20 protein-coding genes are annotated in these 23,399 nt (G+C 73.4%); 13 read left to right on the top strand and 7 right to left on the bottom strand.

Going from position 1 to position 23,399, the window contains the following annotated elements; all coding sequences use genetic code 11:
• Positions 1–5: 5 nt before the first annotated feature.
• From coaD to G7063_RS09845, 6 genes are read left to right on the top strand one after another with little or no spacing between them, the layout of a single operon-like run.
• Positions 6–551 carry a pantetheine-phosphate adenylyltransferase gene (gene coaD / locus G7063_RS09870; protein ID WP_166414247.1) on the top strand — a complete coding sequence of 182 codons (546 nt, stop codon included), beginning with the start codon at positions 6–8 and terminating at the stop codon, positions 549–551.
• Positions 548–1,054, top strand: coding sequence for an ATP synthase F0 subunit B (locus tag G7063_RS09865; protein ID WP_166414246.1), 507 nt, complete (start codon positions 548–550; stop codon positions 1,052–1,054). Before coaD ends, G7063_RS09865 begins: the two co-directional genes overlap by 4 nt.
• Positions 1,055–1,112: 58 nt before the next feature.
• Complete coding sequence (locus tag G7063_RS09860) at positions 1,113–1,712, top strand: DUF177 domain-containing protein (protein WP_240916023.1); 600 nt, start codon at positions 1,113–1,115, stop codon at positions 1,710–1,712.
• Complete coding sequence (rnc, locus tag G7063_RS09855) at positions 1,709–2,449, top strand: ribonuclease III (RefSeq protein WP_166414244.1); 741 nt, start codon at positions 1,709–1,711, stop codon at positions 2,447–2,449. Before G7063_RS09860 ends, rnc begins: the two co-directional genes overlap by 4 nt.
• Positions 2,442–3,338 (top strand): bifunctional DNA-formamidopyrimidine glycosylase/DNA-(apurinic or apyrimidinic site) lyase, encoded by an 897-nt coding sequence (gene mutM / locus G7063_RS09850; RefSeq protein WP_166414243.1) that lies wholly within the window; start codon positions 2,442–2,444, stop codon positions 3,336–3,338. Before rnc ends, mutM begins: the two co-directional genes overlap by 8 nt.
• A gap of 30 nt (positions 3,339–3,368) precedes the next feature.
• The gene (locus G7063_RS09845; RefSeq protein ID WP_166414242.1) at positions 3,369–4,076 is read left to right on the top strand and encodes a DUF1345 domain-containing protein; all 708 of its coding nucleotides are present in this window, start codon (positions 3,369–3,371) and stop codon (positions 4,074–4,076) included.
• Between the two features lie 71 nt (positions 4,077–4,147).
• Here the strand turns inward: G7063_RS09845 and G7063_RS09840 are convergent, their stop codons facing one another.
• Positions 4,148–4,705, bottom strand: coding sequence for a DUF6434 domain-containing protein (locus G7063_RS09840; protein ID WP_166414241.1), 558 nt, complete (start codon positions 4,703–4,705; stop codon positions 4,148–4,150).
• 10 nt (positions 4,706–4,715) lie between these two features.
• Complete coding sequence (locus G7063_RS09835) at positions 4,716–5,228, bottom strand: HXXEE domain-containing protein (protein ID WP_166414240.1); 513 nt, start codon at positions 5,226–5,228, stop codon at positions 4,716–4,718.
• A 152-nt stretch (positions 5,229–5,380) separates the two neighbouring features.
• Between G7063_RS09835 and G7063_RS09830 the strand changes: the two genes are divergently transcribed.
• Together G7063_RS09830 and G7063_RS09825 are read left to right on the top strand one after the other, a co-directional pair.
• Positions 5,381–6,007 (top strand): response regulator transcription factor, encoded by a 627-nt coding sequence (locus G7063_RS09830; protein WP_206188263.1) that lies wholly within the window; start codon positions 5,381–5,383, stop codon positions 6,005–6,007.
• Positions 6,007–7,374: a dipeptidase gene (locus G7063_RS09825; RefSeq protein ID WP_166414238.1), complete on the top strand. Its 1,368-nt coding sequence runs from the start codon at positions 6,007–6,009 to the stop codon at positions 7,372–7,374. The genes G7063_RS09830 and G7063_RS09825 overlap by 1 nt, the downstream gene beginning before the upstream one ends.
• An 86-nt stretch (positions 7,375–7,460) precedes the next feature.
• Here the strand turns inward: G7063_RS09825 and G7063_RS09820 are convergent, their stop codons facing one another.
• The 5 genes from G7063_RS09820 to G7063_RS09800 are packed head-to-tail and all read right to left on the bottom strand — an operon-like array spanning position 7,461 to position 15,574.
• Positions 7,461–9,200, bottom strand: coding sequence for a GAF domain-containing protein (locus G7063_RS09820; RefSeq protein ID WP_240916022.1), 1,740 nt, complete (start codon positions 9,198–9,200; stop codon positions 7,461–7,463).
• On the bottom strand, positions 9,197–11,128 hold the full coding sequence (gene cydC, locus G7063_RS09815; protein WP_166414237.1) for a thiol reductant ABC exporter subunit CydC: 1,932 nt from the start codon (positions 11,126–11,128) through the stop codon (positions 9,197–9,199). The genes G7063_RS09820 and cydC overlap by 4 nt, the downstream gene beginning before the upstream one ends.
• Positions 11,125–12,960 carry a thiol reductant ABC exporter subunit CydD gene (gene cydD, locus G7063_RS09810; RefSeq protein WP_166414236.1) on the bottom strand — a complete coding sequence of 612 codons (1,836 nt, stop codon included), beginning with the start codon at positions 12,958–12,960 and terminating at the stop codon, positions 11,125–11,127. The genes cydC and cydD overlap by 4 nt, the downstream gene beginning before the upstream one ends.
• 10 nt (positions 12,961–12,970) lie before the next feature.
• Positions 12,971–14,005: a cytochrome d ubiquinol oxidase subunit II gene (cydB, locus tag G7063_RS09805; RefSeq protein WP_166414235.1), complete on the bottom strand. Its 1,035-nt coding sequence runs from the start codon at positions 14,003–14,005 to the stop codon at positions 12,971–12,973.
• A gap of 27 nt (positions 14,006–14,032) precedes the next feature.
• A complete protein-coding gene (locus G7063_RS09800; protein WP_166414234.1) occupies positions 14,033–15,574 on the bottom strand; it encodes a cytochrome ubiquinol oxidase subunit I in 1,542 nt (513 codons plus the stop codon).
• 440 nt (positions 15,575–16,014) lie between these two features.
• Here G7063_RS09800 and G7063_RS09795 point away from each other — a divergent pair, with 440 nt between their 5' ends.
• The 5 genes from G7063_RS09795 to proB all read left to right on the top strand — a co-directional run bounded on the left by G7063_RS09795 (position 16,015) and on the right by proB (position 23,351).
• Positions 16,015–19,458 (top strand): Rne/Rng family ribonuclease, encoded by a 3,444-nt coding sequence (locus G7063_RS09795; protein WP_166414233.1) that lies wholly within the window; start codon positions 16,015–16,017, stop codon positions 19,456–19,458.
• Between the two features lie 325 nt (positions 19,459–19,783).
• Positions 19,784–20,092 carry a 50S ribosomal protein L21 gene (rplU, locus tag G7063_RS09790; protein WP_192281174.1) on the top strand — a complete coding sequence of 103 codons (309 nt, stop codon included), beginning with the start codon at positions 19,784–19,786 and terminating at the stop codon, positions 20,090–20,092.
• Between the two features lie 75 nt (positions 20,093–20,167).
• A complete protein-coding gene (gene rpmA / locus G7063_RS09785; protein ID WP_102507885.1) occupies positions 20,168–20,422 on the top strand; it encodes a 50S ribosomal protein L27 in 255 nt (84 codons plus the stop codon).
• Between the two features lie 135 nt (positions 20,423–20,557).
• A complete protein-coding gene (gene obgE, locus G7063_RS09780) occupies positions 20,558–22,087 on the top strand; it encodes a GTPase ObgE (protein ID WP_166414232.1) in 1,530 nt (509 codons plus the stop codon).
• A gap of 106 nt (positions 22,088–22,193) precedes the next feature.
• Positions 22,194–23,351, top strand: coding sequence for a glutamate 5-kinase (gene proB / locus G7063_RS09775; protein ID WP_166414231.1), 1,158 nt, complete (start codon positions 22,194–22,196; stop codon positions 23,349–23,351).
• Positions 23,352–23,399 lie beyond the last annotated feature (48 nt).

Raw genomic sequence — 23,399 nt, 5'->3', positions numbered from 1 at the left:
AGGACGTGACCATCGCCGTCTGCCCGGGCTCGTTCGATCCCTTCACCCTCGGACACCTCGACGTCGTCCGGCGCGCCCGCCGCCTCGTGCCCGAGGTCGTCGTCGGCGTCGCCCGCAACTCCTCGAAGTCGGCGCTCCTCACGCTCGACGAGCGTCTTGCCGTCGCCCGCGCTGCCGTCGCGGACCTCGACGGCGTGCGCGTCGAACCCGTGCCCGGCCTGCTCGTCGACTTCTGCCGGGAGCAGGGCGCAACCGTCGTCGTCAAGGGCCTGCGCGGAGGCGCCGACTACGACGCCGAGGTGCCGATGGCCCTCATGAACCGTCACCTCGCGGGCGTCGAGACAGTCTTCGTCGTCGGCGACGGATCGCTCGCGCACGTCGCGTCGTCCCTCGTCAAGGACGTCGCCCGTTTCGGCGGGCCGATCGACGACCTCGTCCCGCCGGGCGTCGGCGACCTCGTCCGCGCCGCGCTCGAGCGCCGGGCCGACGCAGCAGCCGCGGCCGCGCCGCTCCCCACCAGCACCGACCGACCCACCGAGGAGCCCCGATGACCGAGCAGCACCCCACCGAGGACGAGGCGCTCAGCCTCCCCGCGCTCGTCGACGAGCTCGACACGCTCATCACGCACGCGCGTGCCATGCCGATGTCCGCGTCCGTGCTCGTCAACCGTGCCGAGGCGCTCGGTCTCGTCGACGAGCTGCGTGCCGCGATGCCCGGGCAGCTCGACCGCGCCGACGAGGTTCTCTCGGACGCCGATCGCGTGCTCGCGGACGCCGAGGAGCAGGCTGAGCGCGTCATCGCGGCCGCCCGCACGCGTGCCGCACAGCTCGTCGCGGAGGAGCAGGTCGTCGTCCAGTCGCGCGCCGAGGCCGCACGCATCGTCGAGGAGGCGCACGCGCAGGCGGACACGCTGCGGCGGGAGGCCGACGACTACTGCGACCGGCGGCTCGCGGAGTTCGAGATCGACCTCGGCAAGCTCGTCCTCCAGGTCCAGGCCGGTCGCGCGAAGCTGGCCGAGCGGCTTGATGACGGCGCGTCGCCCTCGAGCGACTAGCATCTAGGCATAGCCGCGCTGACCCAGCATGCGGCCCGGAGAACAGCAGGCACCGACCGTGGACCACCGCACGCCCGACCCTCGCGACCCCTTCGTCCTCGACGTGCACGACCTGGGGCGCTCGCCGGGCTCGATGCGCACGTTCGAGGCGACGCTCGAGGCCCCGGCCGGTTTCGGCACCGACATCGTCACGGTCCCGCAGGGCTCGTCGGTCCACCTCGACCTGCGTCTCGAGGCCGTCATGGAGGGCGTCTACGTCTCCGGCCTCGTCACGGCGGACGCCGTCGGCGAGTGCGCGCGCTGCCTCACCGAGCTCGAGATCGACGTGGACGTCGACGTCGCCGAGCTCTTCGTCTACCCCGAGCGTGCTGCCGCGGCCGCGGAGGAGCAGGCGGAGGACGAGAACCCCGACGAGGTCTACCTCGTCGACAACGAGCTCATCGACCTCGAGCCGCCGCTGCGCGACGCCGTCGTCATGGCGCTTCCGTTCTCGCCCCTGTGCCGTCCCGGCTGCAAGGGTCTGTGCTCCGAGTGCGGGGCCGACCTCAACGAGCCTGAGAATGCCGATCACTCCCACGAGATCCTCGACCCCCGCTGGAAGGCGCTCGCGGCCCTCGGCGGTGATGCCGACGACGCTGCCGACGGGAGCGCGCGATGAGCGCGGCCGAGAGCACGCTCTCGCCCGCGGACCTGCTCGAGCAGCTCGGCGTCGACGTCGACCCGGAGCTTCTCGTCCTGGCGCTCACGCACCGCAGCTTTGCGCACGAGGCCGGCGGCATCCCGACGAACGAGCGCCTCGAGTTCCTCGGCGACTCGGTGCTCGGCATCATCGTCACGGAGTCGCTCTTCCGTCGGCACAGCACGCAGCCCGAGGGCGAGCTTGCGAAGATGCGGTCGGCGACCGTCTCTCAGCGTGCGCTCGCGGAGGTCGCTCGGACGCTCGACCTCGGCCGGTACATCCTGCTCGGCAAGGGGGAACGGCGCACGGGCGGTCGTGAGAAGGACTCGATCCTCTCCGACACGGTCGAGGCGATCATCGGCGCCGTCTACCTCACCCACGGGCTCGAGCGCACGCGCCGCTTCGTGCACACGCTCGTCGACCCGCTGCTCGACGCGGCCGCGGGCCTCGGTGCCGGTCTCGACTGGAAGACGAGCCTCCAGGAGGCGTCGGCGGAGGCCGGGCTGGGTGCGCCGCGCTACGAGTCGGACTCCGAGGGGCCGGACCATGCGCGTGTCTTCACGTCGCGCGTCCTGCTCGCCGGCGTCGTGCGCGGCACAGGCCGGGGGACCGCGAAGAAGCACGCGGAGCAGATCGCGGCCGAGGAGGCCTACGTCTGGATCGACCAGCAGCGTGTGGCCGCGGCCGAGCCGTCGGAGCCCGCAGCGAGTGCCTGAGCTCCCCGAGGTCGAGACCGTCCGTGACGGTCTCGACCGTCACGTCGTCGGGCTCACCGTCGCGCGCACGGAGGTCTTCGCCCACCAGAGCGTGCGTCGCCACGAGGGTGGCGGCCCCGACCTCGTCGGTCGCCTCGCGGGTCTGCATCTCGCCGCCGCGGTGCGGCGCGGCAAGTTCCTGTGGCTGCCGCTGTCCGACGCCTCAGGCCCGACGGGGGAGGCGCTGCTCGCGCACCTCGGCATGTCGGGCCAGCTGCTCGTGGCCGACGCGCCCGGGCCTGAGCGCCGCCACCTGCGCGCCCGCCTGCACCTCGACGACGGCGACCGCGTGCTCGACCTCGTCGACCAGCGGATGTTCGGCTACCTCACGGTGACCGATCTCGTCGCGACGCCCGACGGCCTGCCGGGCGGGCTCGGCTCCGACGCGCCGTTCGTCCCCGCCCCCGTCGGGCACGTCGCACGCGACCTCCTCGACCCCGCGGTCGACGCGCGCGTCCTCGCGCGCGCCGCCAAGTCGCGCCGGACCGCCGTCAAGCGGCTGCTGCTCGACCAGACGTTCGTCTCGGGCGTCGGCAACATCTACGCGGACGAGGCCCTGTGGCGGGCACGCGTGCACCACGCGAGCCCTGCGCAGGCCGTGAGCGTCGAGCGTCTCACCGACCTCTTCCGGGCCGCGCACGACGTCATGACGGAAGCTCTTGCCGTCGGGGGTACGAGCTTCGACGCGCTCTACGTCAACGTCAACGGCGAGTCCGGCTACTTCGCGCGCGGTCTCAACGCCTACGGGCGCGAGGGCGAGCCGTGCGCGCGCTGCGGCACGCCGCTGCGACGCGAGGCGTTCACGAACCGCTCGTCGTTCTTCTGCCCGCAGTGCCAGCGGCGGCGGTGACGTCGCGCGCGACGTCATAGACTCCCCGCCATGCCCCGCATCCGCCGCTCTCGTGACATACCGCTGCGCTTCGACGACGGGTTCCGCGGGGCAGTGTCGATGCTGGTCGCGGCGCCGCTCGCTGTCGCTGCGGCCGTCGTCGTGGTGCACGACGCCGGTGGGCTCGGGCCCGCTCTCGCGTGGATGTGCGGGGCGTTCACGGTGTTCTTCGGCGTGTACATCGTCTGGACGCACCTGCTGCACGACCGCGCCGACGCGCAGCGCGTCGAGCGGATCGCAGCGGTGCAGCACCGGCGCGGCGCGAGCGCCCTCTCCCGGATGCTCGGGCTTCGCTCCGCGGAGGAGTGGGGCGTGTCGGCCGCGGCCACGGCGCTCGTCATCTCGATCGCTGCGGCCATCGTCGGCGCACGCGACGGCGGCCTGCTGCTTCCCGTGCTCGTGCTCGTCACCGTCGCGATGACGTGGGCATCGGTCGTCTATGCGTTCGCGCTGCGCTACCTGCGGCTGCACGCCGCGGGCGAGACGATCGACTTCGGGCTCGACGAGCCGCCGGGGTTCAGCGAGTTCCTCTCGATGGCCGTCATGGTCTCGGCCGTCGGCGCGCTCTCGGGCGGCACGCCCCGCACGCGCGCCGGCCTCACGGCGGTACGGGTGCAGACGATCGTCGCGTTCGCGTTCAACGCGCTCGTCGTCGCCATGGCGGTCTCGCTCATGACGGGACTCGTCACGGGGGCGTGAGCGGCGGGCGACGCCCGCCTGCAAGGGTCGCTCGTGCTCGTGACGGAACTGCCGCAGTGCCGGGCGTGCCCTCAGGCCCGCTCGCGCTCGTCGACGGGCGTCGCGCGGTAGGCCTCCCACGCGCGGAGCAGGTCTGCGCGTGAGCCGTCAGGGTGCTGCGCGTGCCAGGCGCGCGTGAACCGGTTGAGCTCGAACTGCTCGCCGATCTCCTGCGGGCCGAGGCCTCGCGTCGCGTGGAAGTGCGCGAGGGCGTCGCCGAGGGTCGTCGTGCCGTCGGCGCGCGCGAAGAAGTCGCGCATCGACGCGTCGAAGCTGAACGGGGCGCCGAGATGCTCCGCGAACCACGCGCGGACCAGCTGGCTGCAGCGTTGCCCGGCCGGGATGACCGTCGCCGCGGTGAGCGTGCCGGCCAGCTGGCGTCCGCCCGGCGCGCGCGCAGGAGCGGGCTCGTCGAACGGCACGCCGTCGAGCGCCGCCGCGAGGCGCCGCGTGAGCACCTGCTTGCCGCCGCCCGTGCGCACGCCGAGCGTGCGCGCGAGCCCCGCGAGCTCTTCCGCGAGCCAGTACCAGCGCGCGAGCTCGGCCCCGCTGAGCGCGGGGGAGAGATCGGGGCGTCGGGAGTCAGCCATTCCGGGAACGCTAGCGCCAGCGTCGGACATCGGCGGCCGCCGGGCGTCGTCGCGATGCCGGGACGAGCCGCGCGAGGATGTGGCACGCGAGAGCCGCGGGAACGAGGAGCGCCGCGCCGCGCACGTAGTCGGCCGGGCACAGCGGCGTGCCCTCGCGCGCGAGCTCGCGGCGCGCGACAGCCGCGCCCGGGAGCATGATCGGAAGCGCGGTGACGATGCCCGGCGTGTACGCGCGCTGTGCCGCGGACGCTCCGACATGGGTGACGACGTGCGCCCCGAGGCCCGCGACGACCGCGCGGTAGACGCGCGAGCCACCTCCGTGCGCAGCGCCCGCCCGGCACGCGGCCGCGACGAGCACGCCCATGAGCCCGACGGCGATCCACGACTGCCGGTGGTCCGTCCGCAGGTGCTCGACACCCGTGGCGTCCGCGGCGCGCTCGCACGCCACGGGGAACGCCATGGCCTCCTCGACGTCGTGCAACGCCCACGCGAGCAGGAGTGCAGAAGGTCCGTTCCGTGGCATGTGGATGACAGTAGTGGTGTGTCACCGGCCGCGCAGGTCGAACGCGCGCGCGACGCGCGCGGGGTACGTCGTGAACAGTGCGACGCGCTGGGTACGATGGTCCTATGCGAGCGACGAACGCCACAGACACGTCCGGTGAGCCCATCACCGTCATGATCGTCGACGACCACGAGGTCGTCCGCCGCGGCATCGCCGAGGTCGTCGACAGGTCGGAGGGGCTGAGCGTCGTCGCCGAGGCTGGCTCGGTCGCCGAGGGCGAGCGCCGTGCGGCGCTCGTGCGCCCCCAGGTGATCCTCGTCGACCTGCAGCTGCCCGACGGCACCGGCATCGACCTCATCACGAAGCTGCGCGCAAGCGGCTCCGAGGCGCGCGCCATCATCCTCACGTCGTTCGACGACGACCGTGCGCTCGCCGAGGCACTCGATGCCGGGGCTGCCGCCTATCTCCTCAAGAGCGTGCGCGGCGCAGAGATCTCTGACGTCATCCACGCCGTCGCCGCGGGGCGCGTGCTGCTCGACGAGCGCACCGTGACGCGTCGTCGTGCCGAGCACGAGGACCCGACCGCCGACCTCACGCCGTCCGAGCTGCGCGTCGTCGACCTCATCGGCGAGGGCCTCTCCAACCGCGAGATCGCCGAACGCCTCTCGGTCGCCGAGAAGACGGTGAAGAACCACATCACGTCGCTCCTCGCGAAGATGGGTCTGCAGCGCCGCACGCAGGTCGCCGCGTGGGCCGCGAGCCGCAAGAACCGCGAGTGGGCGGCGACGGACAAGAACTGATGAGCGAGGTCGGCATGCTGCGCCCCACGATCAAGGGGCTCATGCCCCGCGCCCTCGACGAGCTCGCGCAGCTCGTCGCCATCCCGTCGGTCGCCGACGAGGCGCTCGTCCCGCACGAGACTCTCGTCCGTGCCGCCGAGCTCACGCGCGACCTCTTCACGGAGGCGGGCGTGCCGTGCGAGCTAGTCCCGACGCCCGACGGCACCGACGCGGTCATCGGCCACCTGCCCGGTCCCGACGGCGCCCCGACGGTCCTGCTCTACGCGCACTACGACGTCCAGCCGCCGCTCGACGAGGCCGCGTGGACGACCCCGCCGTTCGAGCTCACCGAGCGTGACGGCCGCCTCTACGGCCGCGGCTCGGCCGACTGCAAGGGCAACATCGTCGCCCACCTCACCGCGCTGCGCGGCCTGCGCACCTGGTCGGAGACGACCGGCCGGCCGATCCCCGTGGGGATCCGCGTCGTCGTCGAGGGCTCCGAGGAGCAGGGGACCGGCGGGCTCGAGCACCACCTGCTCGCGCACCCGGACGCCTACCCGGCCGACGTCGTGCTCGTCGCGGACGCGGGCAACGTCGCCGCGGGCCAGCCGACGCTCACGGTGTCCCTGCGTGGCACCGCGGACGTCGAGGTCGAGCTGCGCACGCTGGCCGGCCCGCTGCACTCCGGCGCGTACGGCGGCGCGGCCCCGGACCCTGTCGCGGCCCTCGTCGCGCTCCTCGCAACCCTGCGCGACGCCGACGGCGTCGTGACGGTCGACGGCCTCGACACCTCGGGCACGTGGGACGGCGCACCCTACGACGTCGCGACGTTCCGCTCCGACGCGGCGATCCTCTTCGGCGTCCGGGTGACCGGCTCGGGCACCGTCGCCGACGCCCTCTGGGCGCGTCCCGCGCTCACCATCACGGGCATCGACGTCCCGAGCGTCGCGAACGCCGTCAACGCCGTGCAGGCCTCGGCCCGCGCGCGCCTCAACCTCCGGGTGCCCCCGGGCATGGATCCGGCCGCGGTGCAGGACCTCCTCGTCGCTCACCTCGAGCGGCACGTGCCGTGGGGCGCGCACGCGACGATCGTGCGCGACGTCCCCGGCTCGCCGTTCCTCGCGCGGACGGACGGCCCCGGGTTCGCAGCTCTGTCCGACGCCCTTGCTGAGGCCTACGGCGTCGAGCGAACCGTGACGAGCGGCCAGGGCGGCTCGATCCCGCTGTGCAATGTGCTCCAGCAGGTCAACCCGGGCGCCGAGATCGTCCTCATGGGCTGCGAGGAGCCGGCGAGCCTCATCCACGCACCCAACGAGTCGGTCGACCCCGCTGAGATCGAGGCGCTCGCCCTCGGCGAGGCGCTCTTCCTCCTCCGCCTCGCGGGCTGAGCCCGGCGCGTCCACGTACGCAGGAACCCGCGGTCCAGGTCACTCTCGGTGACCCGCACCGCGGGTTCTTGCGTCGGGGGAGACCGTCAGGCGAGCGGGGCCCACCAGCGGACGAGCGTGCCCGCTCCCTCAGGGTTCGGCTCGAGCGTGAAGTCGCCACCATGCTGACGCGCACGTGAGGCCAGGTTTCCCGTGCCCGAGCGCCGGCCAGAGACCTGGTCGAGGCCCACGCCGTCGTCGCGGACCTCGACGAGCACCTCGCCGCCGCCTGCGATGCCCGGCATCATGTCCGTCGCGAGAGACGTGATCGCGACCGTGACCTGCACCGACGACGCGTGGGCGTGCCGGGCCGCGTTCGCGAGCCCCTCGCGGACCACGGCGACGACGTCGTCAGCGAGCCCGTCCAGGACGAAGTCGTCGACGACCGACTCGTCGTCCGCGAGCGACGGCTCCGCACGCGACTCCGAGCCGAGCACGTGCCCGTCGATCGTGATGACGAGCGACGGCGCGAACGACAGGCCGGTGCGAGCGAGGCTCGCCTCGCGCCGCAGCCGCTCGACGAGCCCCGTCGCGGCATCCGGGTCGCGCAGGGCGTGGACGATCGCCCGGATCTGCTTGACGGTCGAGTCGACGTTGTCGAGGGCCTCCTCGACGATGCTCACGAGCTCGGTCGCGTCGACGCCGCGCGCCGCTCGGCGCCTGACGGTCTCGAGCTGCATGCCCGTCGCGAAGAGCTGCTGGATCGCGAGGTCGTGCAGGTCGCGCGCGATGCGGTCGCGCTCGCCCGCGAGCTCGGCCTCGGCCTGCGACTGACGGGCAGAGGCGAGGATCATCGCGATCGCGGCCTGCCCGGCGAACGTCTCGGCGGTCGCGAGATCCGTCTCGTCGAACGCCTCGCGTCCCGGCTTGCGCAGCAGGACGAGCACGCCGACGGGATCCTCGGGCGTACCCATGGGCGCGTAGAGGGCGGGGCCGAATCGACGCATCTCGGGGACGCGGATGCCGGGGGCCGTCGAGAGGTCGAGCAGCACCCCCCAGCCGGACGAGAGCGCCGTGCCCGCGATGCCGTCGGGCGGGACCTCGACGCCGAGGATGTCGGCGTCCGACCAGCCCTCGGCGAACTCGATGAAGAGGCGCCCACCGACGCCCGGGAGGATGAGTGCGGCCGTGTCGGCGTCGGCGATGTAGCGGGACGTCGAGACGATCTCCTGGAGGATCTCCTCCTCGTCCTTCTCGCCCGAGAGCAGGAGCGTCGTGAGCTCCTGGCCCGCGCGCAGCCAGCGCTCGCGTCGGGCGGCGAGCTCGTAGAGCTGCGCGTTCTGGATCGCGACGCCCGCCGCGGCCGCGAGGGCCTCGACGATGTATCCGTCGCGGCGCGTGAAACCGCCAGCCTTCTCGGCGAGGTAGAGGTGACCGAAGATCTTGTCGCGCACGCGGATCGCCGTGCCGAGGAACTGGTGCATCGGCGGGTGCCCGGGCGGGAAGCCCTCGAACGACGGGTCCTTCATGAGGTCGAAGAGCATGAGGGTGCCGCGCTCCGGGATCGTGCGCAGCACGCCGTGGAACCCGGGCGGGTGCGGCAGGCTCTCCGCGGTGCGCTCGTCGATACCGACCTGGACGAAGAGGACCGAGTCCCCGGACTGGGAGAAGGAGTTGATCGCGGCGTAGGGCGAGTTCGTGAGGCTCGCGCACGTCTCGACGAAGTTCTGCAGGACCGCCGGCAGGTCGAGGTCGGATGCGAGCCCGAGGACGGCCCCGAGGACCTCGTCGTCGATGTTGTGCGGCCTGTTGACTGCCATGCCGTCCTCCCAGTGGATCGTCGTCACCGGGCCTCCGCTCGTTCGAGGTCCCACGCCGTACGGTACGCGGGCAGGTGGTCGAGAAGGAAAGCGTGCGTGCCGCGGGCGACGACGCGGGCAGCAGGACGCGTCCCGTCCGTGCCCGGCGCCGTGCCCGGCACCGGGTCCGGGAGCGCGAGGACGACGACCTCGTCGACCGCCTCGAGCGGCGTGAGCCGGTGGGTGGCGACGACGACGCCGCGACCCGCGGCGGCGAGGCGCGGCAGGACGTCGGTGACGAGCTCGTCCGCCGCGGTCGGCTCGACGTGCTCGGCGGGCTCGTCGACGAGGAGCAGCGGCGCGTCGGCGAGGACGGCACGGGCAAGGAGCAGGCGTCGGCGCTCGCCGCCCGAGACGGTTGCGCCGCCCGGGCCGAGGAGGGTGCCGAGCCCGTCGGGCAGGGCCCCGAGCCACGGGCCGAGGCCGAGCATGCCGAGCGTAGCGGTCGCCTCGTCCTCGGAGACCGTGCCGCGGGCGACGCGAAGGTTCTCGAGGACGCTCGTCGCGAAGACGTGCGCGTCCTCGGTCGTCACGATGCTCGCGCCGACAGGACTCTCGACGGTTCCGGCGGCCGGCTCGAGGAGCCCGCCGAGCGTGAGGAGCGCGGTGGTCTTGCCGACGCCGCTCGGCCCGACGAGAGCGACGACGCGGCCAGGGGCGACCTCGAGGTCGAGCCCCTCGACGACGGGGGATCGGCCGGGCCACGCGCACGAGGCGGCCGACGCGGCCAGGCGCGGGCCGGCGGGCACGGCTGTCGTGCTCGTGGGGGCGTCGGGCGCGGTGGTTCCGGACGCGGTGACGTCGGCGTCGTCGCGCGGCTCGGTCGTCGGCGAGCCGGGCACCGCAGGTGCGTCGGCCGTGGCGGGCGTCGCGAGCACGCGCGCCGTCACGGAGCCGTCGGGGTCGCTCGCGTCGAGCACCGCCGCGATGCGGGCGGCGGCCGCGCGCGAGCGGTGGAGCTGGACGGCGGCGGCGGGCAGGAGCGACGTCGCCTCGAACGCCGCGAGCGGCACGAGCGCGACGACCGCGAGCTCGACGGGTGCGAGCGTGCCCGCGCCGACCGCCGGGATGCCGAGGACGAGCGCCCCCAGCAGTGCGACACCGACGGCGACGTCGGCGATCGCCGCGGCGACCGCGAGCGGTGCCGCGGTGCGGTCGCGGGCCGCGGACATCTCGGCGTCGGCCGTGCGCAGGCGCGCACGCTCGGCGGGCAGGGCCCCTGAGACCCGCAGGAATGCCGAGTCCTCGAGCAGCGTGAGCGACGCGTCGGTGACGCGCGCACGCGCGTCGACGGTCGCGATCTCGGACGCACGGGTCGCGCGCGCCGTGAGCCACGGGCTCACGACACCCGCGACGAGCAGGCACAGCGCGAGCACGAGCGCGGCCGACGGCAGGAACACCCCGACCGTGACGACGGCGCCGCACGAGAGGACGACGGCGACGCCCGCGGGCACGAGCGCCCGCACGACGACGTCCCCGACCGTGTCGGCATCCTGGCCCGTGCGGGCGAGCAGGTCGCCGCGCCGCAGCCCCGCGACCGCGTCGAGGCGGCCGCCCGCGAGGACGCGGTAGAGGTTGGTGCGCAGCGCGGCGACGCCGCGCAGGGCGACCTCGTGCGACGCGATTCGCTCGAGGTAGCGGAAGAGGCCGCGCCCGATGCCGAACGTGCGGACGCCGACGGTCGCGACGGAGAGCGTGAGGACGGGCGGCATCTGCGAGGCGCGGGCGATGAGCCATGCCGAGACGGCTGCGAGGGCGAGCGCTGAGCCGAGGGCGAGCGAGCCGAGGCCGACCGCGGCGAGTGCGCGCGCGGGGGAGACCTCGAGCAGCGGCAGGACCCGGCGGAGGGGGTCGCGGTGCCGCGTCGTCGGGCGGGCAGCCGCTGCGCTCGTGGGGGCGACGTGGGGTGCGGTCATGCGTCGGCCCTCCCGGACGCGCGGACGGAGGCGTCGTCGGCGTGGGCACCGTCAGAACCGCCGGCGGGGGATGCACCGTCGTCGGTCGAGGCGTCGTCGCGCGCGACGACCTCGACGACGGTGTCGGCCGCCGCGACGAGCGAGGCACGGTGCGCGACGACGAGCACGGTCCGGCCCTGCGCGCGCAGCGTCTCGACGGCGGCGAGCACCTGCTCCTCGCTCAGCGCGTCGAGGTGCGCGGTGGGCTCGTCGAGGACGACGACGGGCCGCGCGGCGACGAGCGCGCGCGTGAGGTGGACACGCTGGCGCTGGCCGAGGCTCAGCCCGGCGCCGCCCTGGCCGACGGGGGAGTCCCAGCCGCCGGGCAGCGTCGCGACGACGGCGTCGAGGCCCGTGGCGCGCGCGGCGTCGAGCTCGGCGGGCGTGGGGGCGCCGTCGGTCGTGCGGACGCCGCGCACCGCGGCGAGGACGGACCCGGGCGTGAGCGTCGCGCGCTGGGGGACCCAGGTGACGAGGCCGTGCCAGGTCGTGAGGTCGACGTCGGACAGGTCGACGTCGGTGAGGTCGACGTCCGTGCGCGGGGTGCCGTCGTCGACCGTGAGCGTCACCCGGCCGGCGCTGGGCTCGACGAGCCCGAGCAGCGCGAGGACCGCGGTCGACTTGCCGGCGCCGTTGGGCCCGACGAGGGCCGTCACCTCGCCCGGCCGGGCGCTCAGCGAGAGCCCGGCCGGCGCCGTGCGGCCACGGCCAGGGGCGACGACGTCAAGACCGTCGACGCGGATCGACACCCGCGGGGACAGCGCGCCGGAAGACAGCGCGGCGGAAGACAGTGCGGCGGACGGCAGCGCGACGGTGCCGCGCGGCCGCGGCGCCGCGTCCGGGTGCTCGATGACGTCGAACGCGGCCGCCGCGGCGGCGAGGCCGTCCGTCGACGCGTGGAAGTGGAGCCCGACCTGCCGCAGCGGCAGGAACACCTCGGGCGCGAGGACGAGCACCGCGAGACCCGTCTGGAGGTCGAGGTTGCCGTGGACGAGGCGCATGCCGATCGTCACGGCGACGAGCGCGACGCACAGCGTCGTGAGGAGCTCGAGCACCATGCCCGAGAGGAACGCGACGCGCAGCGTGCCCATCGTCGCTCGGCGGTGCGCGTCACCGAGCGCACGGACGCGTGCCGCCGGGCCGCGCTCGCGCCCGAGGGCGCGCAGCGTCGGCAGCCCCGCGAGGAGGTCGAGGGTCTGCGCGCCGAGGCGCTGCATCGTCGCGAGGCGACGCTCCGAGACGCCCTGCGTCATGACGCCGACGAGCCACATGAAGATCGGCACGAGGGGGATCGTCGCGAGGATGATCGCCCCCGACACCCACTCGTGCCACCACACGACGGCGAGCGTCGCGGGCGTGAGCGTCGCCGCGAGGAGAAGCTGTGGCAGGTACCGCACGAAGTACGGCTCGAGATCGTCGAGCCCGCGCGTCGCGAGCGTCGTCACGGCCGGTCCGTCGCCCCCAGCGAGCCAGCGCGGCCCGCGCGCGAGCGCCGCGTCGACGACCTGCCCGCGCAGGTCCGCGACGACGCGCGTCGCGGCCCGGTGCGCATAGCGCTCCTGCAGGCCGACGACGAGCATGCGCACGACGATGACGCCCGCGAGCCACATGATCAGCCCGCGTGCCTCGGCGAGCGGACGCGCCGACGTGATGGCAGGGGCGAGGATCGCCGCGAGGAGCAGCGCCTGGGCGACGACGAGCCCCGCCGTCGCGACGCCCGCGGCCGCCGTCACGAGGACGTGGCCGCGGGCGTCGCGCGCGTGCGCGAGGAGCCGCGGGTCGAGAGGCTTCACAGGGCTGGCGTCAGCCGACCGTGATGTCGTTGGTCTTCGTGAGCGAGAGCCCGATGGGGTCCGGGATGTGCTCGACCGTGAGGCGCTTCTTGAAGACCCAGTACGTCCAGCCCTGGTAGAGCAGGACGACGGGGACGAGGAACGCGGCGACCCACGTCATGACCGTGAGCGTGTAGTCGGTCGAGCTCGCGTTGTGGATCGTCAGCGAGTTCGCGGGGTCGATCGCCGGCATGACGTCGGGGAACATCGAGCCGAAGATCAGCACGACGGCCGCGACGAGGGCGACGGACGAGAGCAGGAAGGCCCAGCCCTCGCGGTCCTTGCGGGTCGCGACGACGACGCCGACGAGGCACGCGGCGGCGACCGCGACCGCGGCCCACGTCCACGTCACCGAGTACGCGAGCTGCGCCCACACGGCCCAGCCGCCCGCGATCACGGTCGCCACGAGCGAGAGCGTGCGCGCGAGGCGCCCGGCGCGGACCCGCATCTCGCCATCGGTCTTGAGCGCGAGGAACACGGCGCCGTGCATGAGGAAGAGCGAGAGCGTCACGAGCCCGCCGAGGAGGGTGAACGGCGTGAGGAGCGAGAAGAACCCGCCGACGAACTCGTGGTCGGCGTCGAGCTTGACGCCTGCGACGAGGTTCGCGAACGCGACGCCCCAGAGGATCGCGGGCACCCACGAGCCGATGATGATGCCGCGATCGGCCCACGACGCCCAGCGGGCGTCGGCGATCTTGCCGCGGTACTCGAACGCGACGCCGCGGATGATGAGCGCGACGAGGATGAGCAGCAGCGGCAGGTAGAAGCCGCTGAAGAGCGTCGCGTACCACTCGGGGAACGCCGCGAAGGTCGCGCCGCCCGCGGTGAGCAGCCACACCTCGTTGCCGTCCCACACGGGGCCGATCGTGTTGATGACGACGCGGCGCTCCTTGTCGTTCCTGCCGAGGATCGGCAGGAGCATGCCGACGCCGAAGTCGAAGCCCTCGAGGACGAGGTAGCCGGCCCAGAGGACCGCGATGAGCACGAACCAGAGCTCGGGAAGCATGTGTTTTCTCCTTGTCCTGGTGGCGGCTCAGTAGGCGAACGACAGCGGTGCGTCCGCGTCGTCGTCCGTACGGGCCTCGGGGGACTCGTCGTGCACGACGAGGGGCACGCCCTCGATCGTGTACCGGTGCATGAGCTTGCCCCACACGACGGCGAGGCCGCCGTAGACGAGCGTGAACGTGATGAGCGAGGTGAGGACGACGCCGGGGCTCGTGACGTTCGAGACGCCGCGCCACGTCATCATCCACACGCCGTCGACCCCCGACGGGTTGGGGTTGGGGTAGACGACCCAGGGCTGGCGGCCCATCTCGGTGAAGATCCAGCCGAACGCCGAGGCGAGGAACGGGGCGGGCAGCGCGACGAGCGCGAGCCGCTTGAACCACACGTTGTCGGTGATCGCGCCCTTGCGGGTGAACCACAGCGCGCCCACGGCGAGCAGGGCCGAGAAGACGCCGAAGCCGATCATGAGGCGGAACGACCAGTACGTGATCGCGAGGTTGGGGATGTAGTCGAGCGGGTCGTCGGCCGTGCCGTCCGTCGGGACCGGCAGGTTGTTGAGCTGCGCGTGCTCGCCCTTCGTCGCGCCGTGGACCTTCGCCATCTCCTCCTGGAGCTGCTCGGTGCCCTTGATCGTCGCGTCGAACGTGTTGGTCGCGAGGAACGACGTGAGGCCGGGGACCTGCAGGACGTGGTGGACCGAGTCGCAGTCGCCCTCGAGGTTGCCGATCGTGAGGATCGAGAACCCGGCGCCGTCCTCCGTCTGGCACAGGCCCTCGGCGGCGGCCATCTTCGCGGGCTGCTGCTCGAACATCAGCTGGGCCTGCGTGTGGCCGGACAGGGCGACGCCGACGCCGGCGACGAGCATGACCCACGCGCCGACGCGGAGGCCCGACCGGTACGTCGTGCGTGCGAGCTCGACGTTCTCGGGCTTCTTCGAGCGGGCGAGGCGGACCATCCACCAGGCGCTGATCGCGGCGACGAACGTGCCACCCGTGACGAACGCGGCGGTGATGGTGTGCGGGAACGCCGCGAGCACCGTGTTGTTCGTGAGGACTGCCCAGATGTCGACGAGCTCCGCACGGCCGGTCGCCGGGTTGAAGATCGTGCCGACCGGATGCTGCATCCACGAGTTGGCCGCGAGGATGAAGTAGGCCGAGAGGTTCGTCGCGATCGCGACGGCCCAGATGCAGGCGAGGTGGATCTTCTTGGGGAGGCGTCCCCAGCCGAAGATCCACAGGCCGAGGAAGGTCGACTCGACGAAGAACGCGGCGAGCGCCTCCATCGCGAGCGGAGCGCCGAAGACGTCGCCGACGAAGCGCGAGTACTCCGACCAGTTCATGCCGAACTGGAACTCCTGGACGATGCCCGTGACGACGCCGATGGCGAAGTTGATGAGCAGGAGCTTGCCGAAGAACTTCGTGAGGCGCAGCCACTTCTCGTCGCCCGTGCGCACCCAGGCCGTCTGGAGGCCGGCGACGATCGGTGCGAGACCGATCGTCAGGGGGACGAAGATGAAGTGGTAGACGGTGGTGACACCGAACTGCCATCGTGCGAGGTCGAGTACTTCCACCGGGATCTCCACGTTCGAGGTGCGGGGGCTGTCGACGCGCGTGAGGTGACGCTGCGTCGTGTCACATCGAACCTAGAGGTGGGGGGATGAAGGTCCCGGGACCTTGGTCCCGGATCGGACCCTGCCGGGCGGGTCGACCGTCGCCATCGTTATCTCTGTGTGATACTTGGGGGAGCGTCGTCCCGCGCACCGGGGCGCCGCGACGAGCGCGCAACAGCCGCTCCGGTCCTGCGGAACCGACGCCCCGGCACGTGCCGGCGGCGCGTAGCCCACCGGGACCGGGAGCGCGGTCCGCAGCCGTCCTCACGGACGGCGCGCCGCGGGGCGAGCGCTGCGCCGTCATCGACGACTTCCGTCGCCGGTCAGGTTCTCCTGCCGAGCGACGACCTGACTGCCTCGGGGCCGTGGGTGCGGACGGGGCCCGGGGTGTGGAGTACCCCATGACTCTCGACAACGACGCGACCACCGGATCCTCATCGGCTCCCGCGCCGCGGACCCGTCGCCGCGCGACCCGTACGGTCGCCGCCCCCGGAGCCGCCGAGACCGCTGCCCCGCAGGCCGACGTGACCGCTCCGGCCACGGTCGCCCCCGCTGCTGACGACTCGGCCGCCGACGCGCCCGCGCCCCGCCGCGCCACCTCGACGCGCACGCGGTCCGCCGCGAAGAAGACCACGGCCGACGCTCCTGTCGCCGACGCCCCCGCAGCGGACGCTGCCCCCGCGGCCGCCGAGAAGCCGGCCAAGCCGGCGCGCCGCCGCGCGGGCCGTGCCTCGGGCCCCGCCGAGGGCGTCGCGCAGACGCTCGACGCCGCGGTCGCCGAGAGCGCCCCCGCCGAGGAGAAGGTCGTCGCGGAGAAGCCCGCCGCGAAGAAGTCTGCCGCGAAGGCCACCGAGGCTGCCGCCGAGGCTCCGGCCGAGAAGAAGCCCGCGCGTCGTCGCTCGACGCGTGCCGCTGCTGCCGCCGAGGGCACCGAGCCCGCCGTCCCGGCTGCTGAGGTTCCTGCTGAGGCCGAGGCCCCCGCCGAGAAGCCTGCGAAGACCCGCGCCGCCGCCAAGGGCTCCCGCTCGACGAAGGCCGCGCGCACCGCGCCGGCCGAGGTCGTGCCGGCCGAGGCCCCCGCCGCCGAGCCCGAGGTCGTCGAGGTCGCCGCCGAGGTGCCCACGACGACGCCTGCTCGCCGCTCGCGTCGCGCCGCCGGCCGCCCCGCCGGTGCACCCGACGCCGCGAAGGCGCAGGCCGCCGAGGCTTCCGCTCCGACCGAGGCCGCGCCGGCCGAGGCCCCCGCGCAGGAGGAGAAGGCCGAGACCTCGGCCAAGGCTCCCGCGCGTTCGCGCTCCTCGCGCTCGCGTGCCGCCAAGACTGCCGTTGCGCCGGTCGAGGCCGCCGAGGTCGAGGAGGCTCCCGCGACCCGCCTGCCGATGACCGCGCTGCTCTTCCAGGCGCCCGACGCGTCGAAGGCCCCGCGCCGCCGCCGCGCGCAGTCGACCTCCGGCGCCCCCGCGCCCGTCGTCGAGCCCCCGGCCGAGGACGAGGTCGAGGAGACCGAGGTCGTCGAGGACGTCGACGCCGAGACGACCGACGCCGACGACACCACGGACGAGGACGCGTCGGAGGAGTCCGACGACAGCTCTGACGACGAGGGTGGCGCTCCGCGCCGCCGACGCCGCCGTGGCGGCCGTGGCCGCCGCCGTTCGGGCTCCGGCCAGAACGGCGAGGCGAGCCAGAACGGCGACGCCGAGCAGGACGGTGACACCGAGGAGCCCTTCGACGACGGCGCGGCCGAGCCGGCCGACGCGTCCGACGAGGCGGCCTCCGAGGACTCCGACGAGCAGGCCGAGGGCTCCTCGAGCCGTCGCCGTCGTCGCCGTCGCCGCTCGGGCGACTCCGACGGCGAGCCGCGCCAGCGCCGCTCGTCCGGCTCGTCGACCTCGTCCGACGAGGTCACGGCGCTCAAGGGCTCGACCCGCCTCGAGGCGAAGCGCCAGCGTCGTCGCGAGGGCCGCGACGCGGGCCGTCGCCGCCAGATCATCACCGAGGCCGAGTTCCTCGCGCGCCGCGAGGCCGTCGAGCGCTCGATGATCGTCCGCGAGAAGGACGGTCGCACGCAGATCGCGGTCCTCGAGGACGGCGTCCTCGTCGAGCACTACGTCTCCCAGGCCGAGCAGGCCTCGATGGTCGGCAACGTCTACCTCGGCCGCGTCCAGAACGTGCTGCCGAGCATGGAGGCCGCGTTCATCGACGTCGGCAAGGGCCGCAACGCCGTGCTGTACGCGGGCGAGGTCAACTGGGACGCCGCGGGCCTCGAGGGCCAGCCGCGCCGCATCGAGCAGGCGCTCAAGTCCGGCGACCCCGTGCTCGTCCAGGTGACGAAGGACCCCATCGGCCACAAGGGTGCGCGCCTCACGTCGCAGATCACCCTCGCCGGCCGCTACCTCGTCTACGTCCCCGGCGGCGGCATGACGGGCATCTCCCGCAAGCTCCCCGACACCGAGCGTGCGCGTCTCAAGAAGCTCCTGCGTGAGCTCGTCCCCGACACCGCGGGCGTCATCGTCCGCACCGCGGCGGAGGGCGCGAGCGAGGAGGAGCTGCGCGCGGACATCGCCCGCCTGCAGGACCAGTGGGAGAAGATCGAGAAGAAGTCGAAGAGCGGCAACGCGCCCGTCCTGCTCCAGGGTGAGCCCGACATGGCGATCCGCGTCGTCCGCGACATCTTCAACGACGACTTCTCCTCGCTCGTCGTCCAGGGCACGGACGCGTGGGACGCGATCTCGACGTACGTCGGTGAGCTCGCTCCGGACCTCGCCGAGCGCGTCACGCGCTGGACCGAGGAGCGCGACGTCTTCGCGGGCCACCGCATCGACGAGCAGCTCGCCAAGGGCATGGACCGCAAGGTCTGGCTGCCGTCGGGCGGCTCGCTCGTCATCGACCGCACCGAGGCCATGACGGTCGTCGACGTCAACACGGGCAAGTTCACGGGCTCGGGCGGCACGCTCGAGGAGACCGTGACGCGCAACAACCTCGAGGCCGCGGAGGAGATCGTCCGCCAGCTGAGGCTCCGTGACATCGGCGGCATCATCGTCATCGACTTCATCGACATGGTGCTCGAGTCCAACCGTGACCTCGTGCTGCGTCGCCTCGTCGAGTGCCTCGGCCGCGACCGCACCAAGCACCAGGTCGCCGAGGTCACGTCGCTCGGCCTCGTCCAGATGACGCGCAAGCGCGTCGGGCAGGGCCTCGTCGAGGCCTTCTCGACGACGTGCGAGCACTGCCACGGCCGTGGCTTCATCGTCCACGCCGAGCCCGTCGAGAAGGGCAACGGCGGCAACGGCGGCAACAGCGGCAACAGCGGCCAGCAGGCCTCCGAGCAGCAGGGCGAGTCGAAGCGGTCGCGTCGCAAGCGTGGCGGCGCGACGAAGGAGGAGCAGGCGCCCGCGGCGCCCGCCGTCCCCGTCCTGCCTGCCGCGCGTGCCGAGGTGAGCGCGACGCTCGCCGCGATCGCGGCAGCGGCCGCGCACGCGCACACCGACGAGCCGACGGCCGACGCGCCGGCAGCCGAGGCCCCCGTGGCCGAGGTGCCCGTCGCCGAGGTCGCCGCGGACGAGGCCCCTGCGGCCGAGGAGACGGCCCCCGCAGCCGTCGAGCCGGTCGAGGCCCCTGTCGTCGAGGAGATCGTCCTCGACCTCCCTGAGCCCGCGACGAAGCCCCGCACCGCCCGCGGTCGTGGCTCCCGCCGGGTCACGGCGAGCGGCCGCGCCGCGGACCGCGAGGCGAAGGCCACCGAGGCGAAGGCCCCTGCGACCGACGCATCGGCGGGGGAGGAGGCGCGCCCGCGCCTCGACGTCCTCGCCGAGCTGGCGCAGGTCCGCCGCGAGGACCTGCACTGAGACACCCGTCGATCGTCGTGTGACGATCGACACCATGCCGACCGGCGGCGTGGCGCGTGCGAACGCACCGCGCCGTCGGGCAGCATGTACGTGGTTCCCGGACGACCGGGCCTCGTCCTCGGACGGCGGTCCTCGGCCGGGCCCGCACGCGGAAGCGGTGCGCTATGTGACGTGCGCCCGCGGAGGGGCACGGCATTTGACCGGCCGCCCGTGATTCCGTATCTTTGAACGTCGGTGCGTATCGACTCGCGCCGTTCCCCGTGTGCTCCCGGATCTCTCCGGTTCACGAGCACGCCGAGAAGACCTAAGAGAGATGAGCAGCAACGTGGTGTACGCGATCGTCAAGGCCGGTGGCCGCCAGGAGAAGGTTTCTGTTGGCGACGTCGTCGTCGTCGACCGTCTTGCTGGCAACGCCGGCGAGACCGTTGAGCTGCCCGCCCTCCTTCTTGTGGACGGTGAGACGGTGACCTCGGACGCAGAGGCCCTGGCCAAGGTCAAGGTCACCGCCGAGATCGTCCGGGACGAGAAGGGCCCGAAGATCAACATCCTCAAGTACAAGAACAAGACCGGCTACCGCAAGCGCATCGGCCACCGCCAGGCCCTCACGCGCCTCAAGGTCACCGGCATCAAGTGACGTCGCTCGGGCGGCGGTGACGCCACCCGGGTCCCCGACACCCAGTTCTCGATCCCAGATAGGTAGGTTGCCGTCATGGCACATAAGAAGGGCGCGAGCTCCTCGCGCAACGGTCGTGACTCCAACGCTCAGCGTCTCGGTGTCAAGCGCTTCGGCGGCCAGGTCGTCAAGGCCGGCGAGATCATCGTGCGCCAGCGCGGCACCCACTTCCACCCCGGCGTCAACGTCGGTCGTGGCAAGGACGACACGCTGTTCGCCCTCGAGGCCGGCGCCGTCCAGTTCGGCACGCGTCGTGGCCGCAAGGTCATCGACATCGTCGAGGCTGCCTGAGCCTCCACGCTCATGACCGGGAGGGGCGCACCGTGCGGTGCGTCCCTCTCGGCGTTCCCGGCCGGGGTCTCCGACCCCGCCGACCCCGGCGCGCGAGCGCCACGGCCTCACCGGCCCCTGACGTAAGGACTCCCCATGGCCAGCTTCGTCGATCGTGTCGTGCTGCACGCCTTCGGGGGTGACGGCGGCAACGGCTGCGCGTCGATCCGTCGCGAGAAGTTCAAGCCCCTCGCGGGCCCCGACGGCGGCAACGGCGGCGACGGCGGCTCCGTGCGCCTCGTCGTCGACCCGCAGGTGACGACGCTCCTCGAGTACCACCACTCGCCGCACCGTCGCGCGCCCAAGGGCACGATGGGCATGGGCGACTACCGGTGGGGCGCCAACGGCGAGGACCTCGTCCTCGGCGTGCCCGACGGCACGGTCGTCAAGACGCCCGACGGCGAGGTCCTCGCGGACCTCGTGGGACCCGGCGCCGAGTACACGATCGCCGAGGGCGGCAAGGGTGGGCTCGGGAACTTCAAGCTCGCGTCCGCGAAGCGCAAGGCCCCCGGCTTCGCGCTGCTCGGCGAGCCCGGTGACGACGCCACCGTCGTCCTCGAGCTCAAGTCCATCGCGGACGTCGCGCTCGTCGGCTTCCCGAGCGCCGGCAAGTCCTCGCTCGTCGCCGCGATCTCTGCGGCGCGCCCGAAGATCGCCGACTACCCGTTCACGACGCTCGTGCCGAACCTCGGCGTCGTCCAGGCGGGCGAGGTCCGCTACACGGTCGCCGACGTCCCCGGACTCATCCCGGGCGCGAGCGAGGGCAAGGGCCTCGGCCTGGAGTTCCTCCGCCACGTCGAGCGGTGCGCCGTGCTCGTCCACGTGCTCGACTGCGCGACGCTCGAACCGGGGCGCGACCCCATCACGGACCTCGAGACGATCGAGGCGGAGCTCGAGGCCTACGCGGGCGACCTGGGCATCGACGGGAACCGGCTGCCGCTCAACGAGCGCCCGCGGATCGTCGTCCTCAACAAGATCGACGTGCCCGAGGCCCGCGAGCTGGCGGACTTCGTCAAGGCCGACCTCGAGGCCCGCGGACTCAAGGTCCTCGAGATCTCGACCGCGAGCCACGAGGGCCTGCGCCCGCTGACGTTCGCCCTCGGCGAGCTCGTCACGGCGGCCCGTGCGGCCGAGCCCGCGGCCGAGCCCACGCGCATCGTCCTGCGGCCCAAGGCTGTCGACGACGACGGCTTCACCGTGACCCGTCACGGCGGGGGCGAGACCGAGTACTTCCAGATCCGCGGAGCCAAGCCCGAGCGTTGGGTGCGCCAGACGGACTTCACGAACGACGAGGCCGTCGGCTTCCTCGCGGACCGGCTCGCCAAGCTCGGCGTCGAGGCGAAGCTCTTCCGGGCGGGCGCCGTCGCGGGTGCCGAGGTCGTCATCGGCGAGGGCGACCGCGCCGTCGTCTTCGACTGGGAGCCGACGCTCATGGCGGGCGCCGAGCTCCTCACGGGCCCCCGTGGCACGGACCTGCGCCTCGAGGGCGGCGAGCGTCCGACACGTGCGCAGAAGCGCGAGGTGTACAAGGACCGTATGGACGCGAAGGCCGAGGCCCGGGCGGAGCTGTGGACCGAGCGCGAGGCCGGGCACTGGACGGCCGACGACGACTCGACCGAGGTCTGAGCGACACCTGCACGACACTGCGACCCCGTCCGGCACGAGCCGGGCGGGGTCGCGCCGCACCGTGGACGTGCAGGCAGCAGGGGCGCGGGCGGGGGATGATGTGGGCGTGAACCAGCCCGTCTCCGCCGCCGAGGGTCGCGCCGCGATCGCCGCGGCGCGCCGTGTCGTCGTGAAGATCGGCTCGTCCTCGCTCACGCGCGCGGACGGGCACCTCTCGGTCGACGCGCTCCAGCAGCTCGTCGAGGTCGTCGCGCGCCGGCGCAGGGCGGGTGTCGAGGTCGTCCTCATCACGTCGGGAGCCGTCGCGGCGGGGCTCGCCCCGCTCGGGCTCACGGCCCGGCCCAAGGACGTCGCGACCGCGCAGGCGGCCGCGTCCGTCGGGCAGGGGCTGCTCGTCGCGCGGTACACGGAGGCGTTCGCGTCGCACGGCCTGCGCGTCGGCCAGCTGCTGCTCACGGCGGACGACACGATCCGCCGCGCGCGCTACCGCAACGCGCAGCGCGCGCTCGAGCGGCTGCTCGACCTCGGCGTCGTGCCGATCATCAACGAGAACGACGCGGTGACGACCGACGAGCTGCGTTTCGGCGACAACGACCGCCTCGCAGCCCTCGTCTCCCACCTCGTGCGCGCGGACGCGATGATCCTCCTCACGGACGTCGACGGACTCTACGACGCACCCCCGTCGCGCCCCGGCGCGCGGCGCATCTCGGAGGTGCGCTCCGCGGAGGACCTCGCAGGCATCGAGGTGACGGGCCGGGGGAGCGCGGTCGGCACGGGCGGCATGCTCACGAAGCTCGACTCGGTGCGCACCGCGACGAGCGCGGGCATCCCCGTCGTCCTCACGAGCGCCGCGAACGTGCACGGTGCCCTCACGGGCGAGGACACGGGCACGTGGTTCTCGGCCTTCGGCGAGCGGGGCACCGCGCGCAGCCTGTGGCTCGCGCACGCGGCGCGCGCGCACGGCCGGCTCGTCCTCGACGACGGTGCCGTGCGGGCCGTCCTCGGTGGCAAGGCGTCGCTCCTCGCGGCGGGCATCACGGCCGTCGAGGGGGAGTTCTCCGCGGGGGAGGTCGTCGACCTCGTCGGGGCCGACGGGAGCGTGCTCGCGCGCGGTGTCGTGAGCTTCGACGCGGGCGAGCTGCCGGCGCTGCTCGGACGAACGACCACGGAGCTCAAGGAGAAGTTCGGCGAGGGCTACGACCGCACGGTCGTGCACCGTGACGACCTCGTGCTCGTCAAGCGCCGGCCCGCGCACGCGGGCTGACAGGTCGTCCGTCCGCGGTCCGGCGCAGCGTCCGCACCCCGGACCGGT

The sequence above is a fragment of the Sanguibacter sp. HDW7 genome, from assembly GCF_011300875.1.
GTDB lineage: Bacteria > Actinomycetota > Actinomycetes > Actinomycetales > Cellulomonadaceae > Flavimobilis.
This window is presented reverse-complemented; position numbering and strand designations above follow the sequence as displayed.

Bases quoted from the DNA above. Each gene is read 5' to 3' on its own strand.
- cydC (WP_166414237.1), bottom strand. From the start codon at position 11,128: ATGACCGCACCCCACGTCGCCCCCACGAGCGCAGCGGCTGCCCGCCCG.
- obgE (WP_166414232.1), top strand. From the start codon at position 20,558: ATGGCCAGCTTCGTCGATCGTGTCGTGCTGCACGCCTTCGGGGGTGAC.
- cydB (WP_166414235.1), bottom strand. From the start codon at position 14,005: ATGCTTCCCGAGCTCTGGTTCGTGCTCATCGCGGTCCTCTGGGCCGGC.
- G7063_RS09835 (WP_166414240.1), bottom strand. From the start codon at position 5,228: ATGCCACGGAACGGACCTTCTGCACTCCTGCTCGCGTGGGCGTTGCAC.
- G7063_RS09825 (WP_166414238.1), top strand. From the start codon at position 6,007: ATGAGCGAGGTCGGCATGCTGCGCCCCACGATCAAGGGGCTCATGCCC.
- G7063_RS09845 (WP_166414242.1), top strand. From the start codon at position 3,369: ATGCCCCGCATCCGCCGCTCTCGTGACATACCGCTGCGCTTCGACGAC.
- rnc (WP_166414244.1), top strand. From the start codon at position 1,709: ATGAGCGCGGCCGAGAGCACGCTCTCGCCCGCGGACCTGCTCGAGCAG.
- rpmA (WP_102507885.1), top strand. From the start codon at position 20,168: ATGGCACATAAGAAGGGCGCGAGCTCCTCGCGCAACGGTCGTGACTCC.
- G7063_RS09865 (WP_166414246.1), top strand. From the start codon at position 548: ATGACCGAGCAGCACCCCACCGAGGACGAGGCGCTCAGCCTCCCCGCG.
- G7063_RS09795 (WP_166414233.1), top strand. From the start codon at position 16,015: ATGACTCTCGACAACGACGCGACCACCGGATCCTCATCGGCTCCCGCG.
- G7063_RS09840 (WP_166414241.1), bottom strand. From the start codon at position 4,705: ATGGCTGACTCCCGACGCCCCGATCTCTCCCCCGCGCTCAGCGGGGCC.
- G7063_RS09830 (WP_206188263.1), top strand. From the start codon at position 5,381: ATGATCGTCGACGACCACGAGGTCGTCCGCCGCGGCATCGCCGAGGTC.